The 10,378-nt window shown below is 64.8% G+C and carries 12 protein-coding genes; 4 read left to right on the plus strand and 8 right to left on the minus strand.

Translation table 11 applies throughout. From position 1 onward, the window contains the following. Positions 1-144: 144 nt before the first annotated feature. Positions 145-1,263 carry an alanine dehydrogenase gene (gene ald, locus IH615_RS14335; protein WP_291362670.1) on the minus strand — a complete coding sequence of 373 codons (1,119 nt, stop codon included), beginning with the start codon at positions 1,261-1,263 and terminating at the stop codon, positions 145-147. Between the two features lie 125 nt (positions 1,264-1,388). On the opposite strand from ald, the gene IH615_RS14340 reads away from it, so the two are divergent. Next, the gene (locus IH615_RS14340) at positions 1,389-1,853 is read left to right on the plus strand and encodes an Lrp/AsnC family transcriptional regulator (RefSeq protein ID WP_291362672.1); all 465 of its coding nucleotides are present in this window, start codon (positions 1,389-1,391) and stop codon (positions 1,851-1,853) included. 38 nt (positions 1,854-1,891) lie between these two features. Here the strand turns inward: IH615_RS14340 and IH615_RS14345 are convergent, their stop codons facing one another. Further along, positions 1,892-2,410 carry a MarR family transcriptional regulator gene (locus tag IH615_RS14345; RefSeq protein ID WP_291362674.1) on the minus strand — a complete coding sequence of 173 codons (519 nt, stop codon included), beginning with the start codon at positions 2,408-2,410 and terminating at the stop codon, positions 1,892-1,894. A gap of 136 nt (positions 2,411-2,546) precedes the next feature. Here IH615_RS14345 and IH615_RS14350 point away from each other — a divergent pair, with 136 nt between their 5' ends. Continuing rightward, positions 2,547-3,437 (plus strand): branched-chain amino acid aminotransferase, encoded by an 891-nt coding sequence (locus IH615_RS14350; protein ID WP_291362676.1) that lies wholly within the window; start codon positions 2,547-2,549, stop codon positions 3,435-3,437. A 114-nt stretch (positions 3,438-3,551) separates the two neighbouring features. On the opposite strand, the gene IH615_RS14355 is transcribed toward IH615_RS14350, so the two are convergent. The 6 genes from IH615_RS14355 to IH615_RS14380 form a co-directional block, all read right to left on the minus strand. After that, positions 3,552-3,998 (minus strand): molybdenum cofactor biosynthesis protein MoaE, encoded by a 447-nt coding sequence (locus IH615_RS14355; protein WP_291362678.1) that lies wholly within the window; start codon positions 3,996-3,998, stop codon positions 3,552-3,554. A gap of 1 nt (position 3,999) precedes the next feature. After that, positions 4,000-4,251: a molybdopterin converting factor subunit 1 gene (moaD, locus tag IH615_RS14360; RefSeq protein WP_291362680.1), complete on the minus strand. Its 252-nt coding sequence runs from the start codon at positions 4,249-4,251 to the stop codon at positions 4,000-4,002. Beyond that, positions 4,248-4,814: a CDP-diacylglycerol--glycerol-3-phosphate 3-phosphatidyltransferase gene (gene pgsA / locus IH615_RS14365; RefSeq protein ID WP_291362682.1), complete on the minus strand. Its 567-nt coding sequence runs from the start codon at positions 4,812-4,814 to the stop codon at positions 4,248-4,250. The genes moaD and pgsA overlap by 4 nt, the downstream gene beginning before the upstream one ends. A 200-nt stretch (positions 4,815-5,014) precedes the next feature. Then, entirely contained in the window at positions 5,015-6,088 is a 1,074-nt protein-coding gene (locus IH615_RS14370; RefSeq protein ID WP_291362684.1) for a 3-deoxy-7-phosphoheptulonate synthase, read from the minus strand. Positions 6,089-6,382: 294 nt separating this feature from the next. Next, positions 6,383-8,260: an excinuclease ABC subunit UvrC gene (gene uvrC, locus IH615_RS14375; protein WP_291362686.1), complete on the minus strand. Its 1,878-nt coding sequence runs from the start codon at positions 8,258-8,260 to the stop codon at positions 6,383-6,385. Then, entirely contained in the window at positions 8,253-9,044 is a 792-nt protein-coding gene (locus IH615_RS14380) for an SDR family oxidoreductase (RefSeq protein WP_291362688.1), read from the minus strand. Before IH615_RS14380 ends, uvrC begins: the two co-directional genes overlap by 8 nt. Positions 9,045-9,246: 202 nt before the next feature. On the opposite strand from IH615_RS14380, the gene IH615_RS14385 reads away from it, so the two are divergent. Both IH615_RS14385 and IH615_RS14390 read left to right on the plus strand, forming a co-directional pair. Beyond that, complete coding sequence (locus tag IH615_RS14385; RefSeq protein WP_291362689.1) at positions 9,247-9,567, plus strand: hypothetical protein; 321 nt, start codon at positions 9,247-9,249, stop codon at positions 9,565-9,567. 85 nt (positions 9,568-9,652) lie between these two features. Beyond that, on the plus strand, positions 9,653-10,378 hold a 726-nt coding region (locus IH615_RS14390), incomplete at its 3' end, for a DMT family transporter (protein ID WP_291362691.1).

The raw sequence follows: 10,378 nt of genomic DNA on the forward strand, positions 1-10,378 counted from the left end.
GCCCAGATCTGGACCGGGGCTGGCTTTGGCGCCTGATTTCCCCGGGGCGCCAGCGATCGGTGGACTGCTGCAGAGGCTGACGCTCCTCTGTGGTGTCTCCGGTGGGGGCGCGAAACCTCGGTTTCGCGCCCTTTTTCTCATCCGTCAGTCCGCCAGTGCGGCTTCCGGTGCCAGGAATTCGTAGCCCTGAGCCTGCGCCACCGGGGCGCAGGTCACCTTGCCATTCCAGATATTGAGGCCCGCCCGCAAATGCGGATCGGCGCGCAATGCCTGCTTCCAGCCCAGATTGGCCAGGCGGGTCACGTGGGGGAGGGTGGCGTTGTTTAGCGCATAGGTCGAGGTGCGCGCCACGCCGCCCGGCATGTTGGCCACGCAGTAGTGCACGATGCCGTCGACCACATAGGTGGGCTCGGCATGGGTAGTGGCATGGGAGGTCTCAAAGCACCCGCCCTGATCGATGGCGACGTCGACCAGCACGGCACCGGCTTTCATCGTACCCAGCATGGCCCGCGTCACCAGCTTGGGGGCGGAAGCGCCGGGGACCAGTACGGCACCGATCACCAGATCCGCATTGGCGACATGTTCGGCAATGGAAGCCTTGTTGGAATAGAGGACGCGGGCCTTGGCACCAAAGTGGCTCGAGAGCCGCTCCAGGGCCAGCGGGCTCTTGTCGAGAATGGTGACATCGGCCTGGAGGCCAACGGCGTTCTCGGCAGCGTGGAAGCCGACGACGCCACCGCCAAGGATCACCACCCGGCCCGGCTGCACGCCGGGCACGCCGCCAAGCAGGACGCCGCGGCCGCCATGGGCCTTTTCCAGCGCCGTTGCGCCGGCCTGGATGGCCATGCGGCCGGCGACCTGACTCATCGGCTTGAGCAGGGGCAGGGCGCCAGTGGCGTCGGTGACGGTTTCGTAGGCGATGCAGGTGGCGCCGGAGGCCAGCAGGTCGCGGGTCTGGTCCGGATCGGGCGCGAGGTGGAGATAGGTGAAGAGGATCTGGTCCCGGCGCAGCATGGCGCGCTCGGCGGGTTGCGGCTCCTTGACCTTGACGATCATCTCGGCCGCGTCGAACACGACGCGAGCATCATTGGCGATTTCGGCACCGGCATCGCGATAGTCGTTGTCGCTGTCGCCAATGCCTGACCCGGCCTGGGTCTCGACCATCACGCGATGGCCCAGATGGGTCAGCTCTGCCACGCTTTCAGGCGTCAGGCCGACCCGGTATTCATGGTTTTTGATTTCTCTTGGCACGCCGATCAGCATTTCCGTCTCTCCCAATGCCTGGTGTGTGGGACAGCAGATCAAATGCGCGGCGAAAAGTGCTTGCGTTCTGCGGCCCGATACGGCTGGATTTCGAATGACATTCGACGTTGGAGTTGATCGGCGCAATGGCGTTGCAAGTTGATGCAGTGGATCGCAAACTGCTGCGGGCGCTGCAGGCGGATAGCCGCAGAAGCGTGCAGGAACTCGGGGAGATCGTGGGCCTATCGGCCTCGGCCTGCCACCGGCGGCTCAAGGCGCTGGAGGAGCGGGGGCTGATAGAGGGCTATCGGGCCGTGCTCAGTGCCGAGCGGCTGGGCTATTCGATGCAGTTTTTCATCGAGGTTGGCCTCATCAGTCAGAGCGAAGCGGCGCTGGAGGCGTTCGAGGCGGCGGTGCAGGACATTCCGGAGGTGCTGGAGTGCCACCTGATGGCGGGACAGTCGGACTATATCCTGCGGGTGGTCTGCCAGGACCATGAGGACTTCGAGCGACTGCATCGGAGGCTGAGCGCGCGTCTGCCGGGGGTGGCGCGCATCCACTCCAACATGAGCATCCGCACGGTCAAAGCGCGGACCGGGCTGCCGATCTAGAGCGTGCCGGCTCGCCCTGACGTGAAACTCAGCACACTCTAGAGCCCGGTCGTCAGGTTCAGCCGATCCAGCACGGCACGATCGGCTGGGTCGACCATGCCGACGAGGAAGCGGGTGACGACGCGGCGGGAATCCGGGGGCAGGGCGGCAATGGCAGTGGTGATGCGGCTGGCCTGCGAAGCCGACAGGGTGGCGAAGAATTGCCGACCCTTGTCGGTGGCATGCAGCAGGCGCTGGCGGCGGTCGGCATGGCCGGTCTTCTGCTCGATATAGCCATTGTCGATGAGCTGCCGCAGCACCCGGGCCAGGCTCTGCTTAGTGATCTTGAGAATGTCGAGCAGGTCGGCGACGGGCATGCCGGGCCGCAGATTGACGAAATAGAGTACGCGGTGGTGGGCACGACCGAAGCCCTGGCGCTCGAGCAATGCGTCGGCATCACCGGTGAAATCACGATAGGCAAAGAAGAACAGGCCCATGATGTCGAGGGGCAGAGACTCGCCGCCGGGCGGGGCGGAATTTATGTCAGCTATGTTGACATTTTTGAGGTTCGCTGCCATTGTCTTCCCATCAGGACGCCGCTCCGTCTTATCCTCCAGCCTTTGTGGTTTGCCAAGGCCTTGGGCCTGGGGCATGATCGGCGCCAAACAGCGACTGCAAGCAGCGGCGACGCAAGGAATACTCGGGAGAGGGATCATGGCAGGCGTGCCCATGGACCAGCGCGAAGGCTGGATCTGGTTTGATGGCGAATTCAAACCCTGGAAAGACGCGAAAATTCACGTGCTGACCCACGGGCTGCATTATGCCAGCTCGGTGTTCGAGGGCGAGCGGGCCTATGGCGGCGAGATCTTCAAGTCGCGCGAGCATACCGAGCGGCTGATCCGTTCGGGCAAGACTCTCGATTTCACGATCCCGTGGTCGATTGAGCAGATCGAGGAAGCCAAACGCGAAGTGCTGGCGAAGAATGGCCTGGTCGATGCCTATGTGCGTCCCGTGGCCTGGCGCGGTTCGGAAGAGCTGAGCGTGCCGGCGCGCAACAACACGGTGCACCTGGCCATCGCTGCCTGGGTGTGGCCGAGCTATTTCTCGGTCGAGGAAAAGCTCAAGGGCATAAGGCTCGAATGGAGCAAGTGGAAGCGCCCGTCGCCGGAGACCATTCCGTCTTCGGCCAAGGCGGCCGGCCTCTACATGATCTGCACGCTGTCCAAGGACGCGGCGATGGCCAATGGCTATGCCGATTCCATGATGCTGGACTATCGCGGCTATGTGGCCGAGGCGACCGGCGCCAATGTGTTCTTCATCAAGGGCAAGGACATCACGACGCCCACGCCCGATTGCTTCCTCAACGGCATCACAAGGCAGACGCTGATCGAACTGGCCAAGCGCAATGGCTATACGGTGACCGAGCGGCACATCATGCCGGAAGAGCTGAGTCAATTCGACGAGTGCTTCCTCACCGGTACAGCCGCCGAGGTCACCCCGGTCAGCGAGATCGGGCAGTACAAGTTTACGCCGGGCGAAGGCTGCCGGACGCTGATCGATGCGTATTCGGCTGAGGTGCAGCCCAAGCGGGTCGCGGCGGAATAAGCGGAATCACTTTGTGAAAAAGCCGGGCCAAGTGCCCGGCTTTTTTGTTGGTTTCAACACGCGCGGTGGGGGGCGGACGATCGTGCCGCGACCTCGGAGGACGAGGTGGTGGCACTATTCCCACCGAGCCCTGGCCTTATCATCCTCATCGTTGGCTTCGACCCAGTGCGTGCCCCCCGGCCCGGTTTCCTGTTTCCAGAAGGGGGCGTCGGTCTTGAGGTAGTCCATGAGGAACTCGGCGCCCTTGAAGGCGGCTTCGCGGTGGGGGGAGAGGGTCATGACCTGGACGATGGGTTCGCCGGGGGCGAGGGTGCCGTAGCGGTGGATGACCGTGGCGGCGAGGAGACCGAAGCGGGCGGTGGCGTCGGCAACAATGGCGGTGAGCTGGTTGATGGCGAGTTCGGGGTAGCATTCGAGCGTCAGGGCGGTGATCGGGTCGTCGGGCCTGCTGCGGACGACGCCGGTGAAGGTCGCGGCGGCGCCCGCGCCGTTGCTGGCAGCGAGGAAGGCGTTGAGCTCGGCACCGGGGTCGAAGCTGGCGGTCTGGACGCGGACGGCCATGTCAGCCGCCGGTCATGGGTGGGAAGAGGGCAACGACCTGCGCGCCGGCGATCGGGGCGGTGTGAGCGACCAGCTTCGCGTCGACGGCGGCCTTGATCAGGCTGCGTTTCTCGACGGCGTGGGCGAAGGCCTCGTCGCGGGTGGCGAGCCAGTCGATGAGGTCGGCGACGGTGGCGACGGTATCGGGTGGCGACACCTCTTCCTCGCCACGGTTGAGGCGTTCGCGCAGCCAGGCGAAATAGAGGATCTTCATTTCGCGTCCGCGACCAGATGCGGCCAGCTGGCGCGCAGGTATTGGAAGCCGGTCCACAGGGTCAGGAGGCCGGCAGCCCAGAGCAGGAGGTCGCTGACGAGGCCGAAGCCGGGCACGATCCGCTCGAAGAGGACGACGGCCAGGGCGACCAACTGGATAGTGGTCTTCCATTTGGCCAGCCAGCTCACCGGCAGCACGACCTGGGTATTGCCGAGGAATTCGCGCAGGCCCGGGATGAAGAATTCGCGGAACAGGATGGCGCAGGCCGGGATCATGTCCCAGCCCGAAAAGCTCCCGTCCCAGGCCAGGGCGGCGATCAGGATGCCGACCAGCAGCTTGTCGGCGATCGGATCGAGCATGCGGCCGAGGGGCGAATACTGGTTCCAGGCGCGGGCGAGATAGCCGTCGAGCCAGTCGCTCGCGGCGGCGACGACGTAGATGATGAGGGCGACCAGGCGCAGGATAATATCGCCGTTCATCACCAGGGCGACTATGGGAATGATCGCCAGGATGCGGGCGATGGTGATGAGGTTGGGGACGAGGAGAACGGGATTTCTGGCCATGGTGGGACAGAACAGGAATGGGGCTGGGGGGTCAAGGGTGACTGCTGCGCCATCAGCTCATGCGCCTCCCTCCCCTTGTGGGGAGGGAATGAGGGTGGGGTGAGTCACACGCAACGAGTTTGCGACGAGAACCCCCACCCGACCCCTTCGGGGCCACCCTCCCACAAGGGGGAGGGAGGGTGCCGACAGCCGGCTTCGGTTTATGCCACAGCCTGGTTCGTCGCCGCGCGGCGTTGCGACACGGCTTCGGCCAGGGCTTCCAGTGCCGTCACAGTCGTGTCCCAATCGATGCAGCCGTCGGTGATGGACTGGCCATAGACCAGGCTGCGGCCCTCGACGAGGTCCTGGCGGCCGGCGACGAGGTTGGATTCGACCATGACGCCGATGATGCGGCGATCGCCGGAGGCCAGCTGGGCGCCGATGTCTGCCAGGACCAGGGGCTGGTTTTCCGGGTTCTTGGACGAATTGGCGTGGCTGGCGTCGATCATGATGGTGGCCGGAACGCCTGCCTTGGTCGCAGCGGCCGCGGCCGCATCGACGCTGGCAGCGTCGTAATTGGTGGTTTTGCCGCCGCGCAGGATGATGTGGCAATCCTCATTGCCCGTGGTGGCGGCGATGGCGGAGCGGCCGTCCTTGGTCACGGCCAGGAAATGATGGGGCTGGCTGGCCGAGCTCACCGCGTCGAGGGCGATCTTCACATTGCCGTCGGTGCCGTTCTTGAAGCCGACCGGGCAGGAGAGGCCGGAGGCCAGTTCGCGGTGGATCTGGCTTTCGGTGGTGCGGGCGCCGATGGCGGCCCAGCTCACGAGGTCGGCAATGTATTGCGGCGTGGTCATGTCGAGGAATTCGCAGGCCGCTGGCAGGCCGAGATTGGCGATATCGAGCAGCAGGGCGCGCGCAGTGTGCAGGCCCGTATCGATGTCGAAGCTGCCATCGAGATTGGGATCGTTGATCAGGCCCTTCCAGCCGACCGTGGTGCGCGGCTTTTCAAAATAGACGCGCATGATGATCTCGAGCCGGTCGCCCAGGGACGAGCGCAGCGCGACGAGGCGCTTGGCGTAGTCCAGCGCCGCGGCGGGATCGTGAATGGAGCAGGGGCCGACGACGACGGCGAGGCGGTCGTCATTGCCGGCGAGGATATTGTGGAAGGCGTGGCGGGCACTGAGCACGGTGCGGGTGGCGGCGTCGGTGCGCGGATGCTGGCGCATGACCTCGATGGGGGTGGTCAGCGGCTTTATCGCGGTGATGCGAAGGTCGTCGGTAGATTTGAGCACTTGGTGGTCTCCTCGGGAATTTCTGAATTCTGGGGAGGCGGCCAACAAAAAAGCCGCCTCGGATGGGGGGCGGCTGGCTTCGGGTTTGGTCGTATCTTGTGAGATCAGATCAAGCGCGCGGTAGCCTCCGCCGGGAGCGGATAGCTAAACCAAAACGAATAAGCGGCGGCGGAACGGATCATGGCGTGATGTGTAGCGCGCGGTTTCGGGGTTTGTCGAGTCCGACTTTTAGGCGAGTGAAAGGGGCGGCATGGGCGGCTTCACCCCTCCCCGAGGGGGAGAGGCGAAGAAGCGCTATTCCACCCGGTTAAAGTGATCGTAGACCAGTTGCGCCATGGCGCGGGAAATGGTCGGTACGGATTGGAGATCGGCCAGGCTGGCGCGGCCGACGGCCTTGGCGGAGCCGAAATGGTTGAGCAGAGCGCGCTTGCGGGTCGGGCCGATGCCTTCGATCTCGTCGAGAGGGTTCTTGACCTGCTCCTTCTTGCGCTTGGCGCGGTGGGTGCCGATGGCGAAGCGGTGGGCTTCGTCGCGCAGGCGCTGGACATAGTAGAGGACGGGATCTCTGTGGGGCAGCATGAAGGGCTCGCGGCCCTCCATGTGGAATTTCTCGCGGCCGGCATCGCGCTCCTCGCCCTTGGCGATGCCGATGAAGGTGACGTCCTTGGGCAGGTTCAACTCGGCGATGACTTCGCGCACCGCGTTCAGCTGGCCGGCGCCGCCGTCGATGAAGACGACATCGGGCCAGTCGGGCATGCCGGTGTTTTCGTCTTCGGCGTCGTTTTCGCTTTCATTGGCCAGACGGGTGAAGCGGCGGGTCAGCACTTCACGCATCATGCCGAAGTCGTCGCCGGCGACGATGTCGGATTTGATGTTGAAGGTGCGGTAGTGCTTCTTGGAGAAGCCCTCCTCGCCGGCCACGACCATGGCGCCGACCATGTTGGTGCCTGAAATGTGGGAGTTGTCGTAGGTCTCGATGCGACGCGGTACGTCGTCCAGGCCGAAGGTTTCGGCCACGCCCTCGAGCAAGGCGCGGTTGGTGGCGCCTTCGGCGAGCTGACGGCCGAGCGCCTCGCGGGCATTGTTGAGGGCGTGGTTGACCAGGTCGCGCTTCTCGCCGCGCTTGGGCTGCTCGATATAGACGCGACGGCCGGCGCGGGTGGAGAGCGCCTCCTCCATCACCGCATGGTCGCTGAGCTCGTGGCTGATGAGAACTGTCCGGGCCGGGGTGCGGTTTTCGTAGAACTGGCCGATGAAGGCTTCCAGCACCTCGGCATCGGACAGGCTGGCATCGGCGCGGGGGCGATAGGGGTAGTTGCCCCAGTTCTGGAAGGCGCGAAAGAAGAAGACCTGCACGCAGAACTGGCCGCCTTCGTGGTGGATGGCAAAGACGTCGGCCTCTTCGACTGATTTGGCAGTGGCGTCGCCCTGCGACTGCACCAGCGCCAGGGCGGAGAGACGATCGCGGAGCAGGGCGGCGCGTTCGAAATCGAGCTGTTCAGCGGCGGTGTTCATGTCTGCCTGGAGGTGGCTGCGCACGGAGCTGGACTTGCCGGACAGGAACTGGCGGGCGTCTTCGACCAGCTCGGCATAGCCTTCGAGGCTGATTTCGCGGGTGCAGGGGGCGGCGCAGCGCTTGATCTGGAATTGCAGGCAGGGGCGGGTGCGGGCGGCGTAGAAGCTGTCCGAGCAGTTGCGCAGCAGGAAGGCCTTTTGCAGGCTGGCAATGGTGCGGCCGACCGATGTAGCCGAGGCGAAGGGGCCGAAATAGTGGCCCTGGCGGCGGCGGGTGCCGCGATGCTTGGTGAGCTCGGGCGCTTCGTGATCTGTGGCGATCAGGATATAGGGGAAGCTCTTGTCGTCGCGCAGCAGCACGTTGAAGCGCGGCTTGAGCCGCTTGATCATGTTGGCTTCGAGCAGCAGCGCTTCGGACTCGGTCTCGGTGCGCACGAATTCCATGCTCACCGTGGCCGCGATCATGCGCTGCAGGCGGACTTCGAGGCCTTCGGGCCGCGTATAGTTGGTGACGCGGGCCTTGAGGTTGCGGGCCTTGCCCACATACATGACCTCACCTTCCGCATCGAGCATGCGGTAGACGCCGGGGGCTGCGGGCAGGGTGCGGACGAAGGCGCGGATGACCTCATGGCCGGAGGGCGGCGGCGTCTCAGTCATTTTTCCGTCTCGGCGTCGGCTTGCGGCGGGCCGGCCATTCCAGATGCTCGCCGCCATCGAGGGTAATCATCTGCCCGGTCATGGCACCCAGCGACAGGATGGCGAGGACGCCATCGGCAATGCCGTCCGGATCGGCGCTGCGGCCGAGCGGCAATTCGCTGATGCGCCGGGCATAGACATCAGGCGACACATAGGGGGGCGGAACGGTTGGGCCGGGAGCGACCGCGTTGACGCGAATGCGTGGCGCCAGAGACTGGGCCAGGGTGCGGGTCATGGTCCACAGCACCGATTTGCTGAGGGTATAGCTGAAAAAGGCAGGCGACAGGTCGAGCACGCGTTCATCGATGATGTTGATGATATTGCCGGCCTGCATTTCGGGAAGTTGCGTGGCGAAATCGCGGGCCAGGAAAGCAGGCGCTTCGGCATGAACGGCGAAATGGGCATCCCAGACCGCCTCGTCAAGGTCGGAGGCGGAATCGCGCTCGAACAGCGAGGCGTTGTTGACCAGAAGGGTCAGCGGACCAAAGACGGCGCGCGCGGCAGCGATGAGACCGCTGCGCTGGTTGCGGTCGGCGAGGTCGGCCTGAATGGTCATTGCCTGTCCGCCCGCGGCGCGGATGTCGGCGACCACCGCGTCGGCCTTGTCGGCCGAGCTGCGATAGTGGACGAGGACGGCCCAGCCTTCACGGGCGAGACGCCGCGCAATAGCGGCGCCGATGCGGTCGGCGGCGCCGGTGACGAGGGCTACGGCACTTGACTGGGAGGGGCTGGGGCGATTCGACATGATGGGGCGTGGGGTGACCTTTGGGCGGACCATAGGCCGCTTTAGCGGCTCAGTTCAATGTTCGGCAATGCCGGATTTACGGGAGCCTGCTGACAGGGTGAGACAGGAGCCTTGTCCTTTTGTTGGCACGGCTTCGAGCGTAGGCTTGGTCGCGTCACCGCGGGCAGGGTGGCCTGGCGGGACGTTCCAAGAGGGGGAAGCAATGGAAGTCATCGTGCCTATTCTGGTGCAACTGATCGCCGGTGGCATTGGCGGCAATGTGATCGGGCAGATCGTCAAATCGCTCAATCTCGGACCGGCCGGAAATTCCATCGTCGGTGCCGTTGGTGGCATAGCCGGAACGTGGCTGGCCGGGATGATCCCGGGACTGGATGGCCTGGTCGGTGCCAGCGCCGCGGCCGCGGGCACGGCGGGCGGGCTCGACCTGAGTGCGCTGGCGGGCCAGGGCGCGACGGGCCTGGTGGGCGGGGGTATTCTCACCGCTATCGCCGGCATCATCAAGTCGTCTATGGCCAAGGCATAGGCTTTGCGATAGCGCTGCTGACGCTCCGGCACGCAAGAGCCGGGGCGTTTTGATTGCCCATTTGCTTGTTTGATTGTCCCCGCCCATGTCCTCCATTGCCGCCGACAGCCGCACCGACAATGTCGGCCGCGCCATTATCCTGACCCTCATCACCATTGGCGTGTTCGGCGTCCAAGACGCCATCTCCAAGGTGCTGGTGCAGACCTATTCGCCATTCCAGATCACCATGATGCGCTATTGGGGCTTTGCTGCCTTTTCGCTGCTGCTGGTGATGCGGCAGGCGCCGCTGCGCCAGGCGCTCAATTCGAAGGTGCCGCTGTGGCAGGTGCTGCGCGGCGTGCTGCTCATGGCCGATATCTGGTTTTTTGCGCTGGCGCTGCGCACGGTCCCGCTGGGCGAATTGCAGGCGATCACGGTGGTCTATCCGCTGCTGGTGACGCTGTTCGCCATTCCCATCCTGGGCGAGAAGGTCGGGGTGTTCCGGTTCGTGGCGGTGGCCGTTGGGTTTGCCGGGGCACTGGTCATCGTGCGGCCGGGCGGGCTGCCGCTCGACTGGGGCGTGGGTTTCGCCCTCAGTTCCGCAACGCTTTATGCGATCTATATCGTCATCACCCGCAAGGTCAGCCAGTTTGACAGCGCGGCGACCAGCATGACCTACACGGCGCTGATCGGCCTAGTGATGTCGGGTGTGGTCGGCGTGTTCTTCTGGCAGCCGATGGGCTGGGGCGACTTTGCGCTCGTGGTCACGGTGATGGCCACGACCTGCGCGGGACATGGGCTGATGGTCTATGCCCTCAGCATGGCGCCGGCC

Origin of the sequence: Devosia sp. (genome assembly GCF_014860165.1) — a bacterium.
Taxonomy (GTDB): domain Bacteria; phylum Pseudomonadota; class Alphaproteobacteria; order Rhizobiales; family Devosiaceae; genus Devosia.

Bases quoted from the DNA above. Each gene is read 5' to 3' on its own strand.
- moaD (WP_291362680.1), bottom strand. From the start codon at position 4,251: ATGAAGATCCTCTATTTCGCCTGGCTGCGCGAACGCCTCAACCGTGGC.
- ald (WP_291362670.1), bottom strand. From the start codon at position 1,263: ATGCTGATCGGCGTGCCAAGAGAAATCAAAAACCATGAATACCGGGTC.
- uvrC (WP_291362686.1), bottom strand. From the start codon at position 8,260: ATGACTGAGACGCCGCCGCCCTCCGGCCATGAGGTCATCCGCGCCTTC.
- IH615_RS14340 (WP_291362672.1), top strand. From the start codon at position 1,389: ATGGCGTTGCAAGTTGATGCAGTGGATCGCAAACTGCTGCGGGCGCTG.
- IH615_RS14345 (WP_291362674.1), bottom strand. From the start codon at position 2,410: ATGGCAGCGAACCTCAAAAATGTCAACATAGCTGACATAAATTCCGCC.
- pgsA (WP_291362682.1), bottom strand. From the start codon at position 4,814: ATGGCCAGAAATCCCGTTCTCCTCGTCCCCAACCTCATCACCATCGCC.
- IH615_RS14350 (WP_291362676.1), top strand. From the start codon at position 2,547: ATGGCAGGCGTGCCCATGGACCAGCGCGAAGGCTGGATCTGGTTTGAT.
- IH615_RS14380 (WP_291362688.1), bottom strand. From the start codon at position 9,044: ATGTCGAATCGCCCCAGCCCCTCCCAGTCAAGTGCCGTAGCCCTCGTC.
- IH615_RS14385 (WP_291362689.1), top strand. From the start codon at position 9,247: ATGGAAGTCATCGTGCCTATTCTGGTGCAACTGATCGCCGGTGGCATT.
- IH615_RS14355 (WP_291362678.1), bottom strand. From the start codon at position 3,998: ATGGCCGTCCGCGTCCAGACCGCCAGCTTCGACCCCGGTGCCGAGCTC.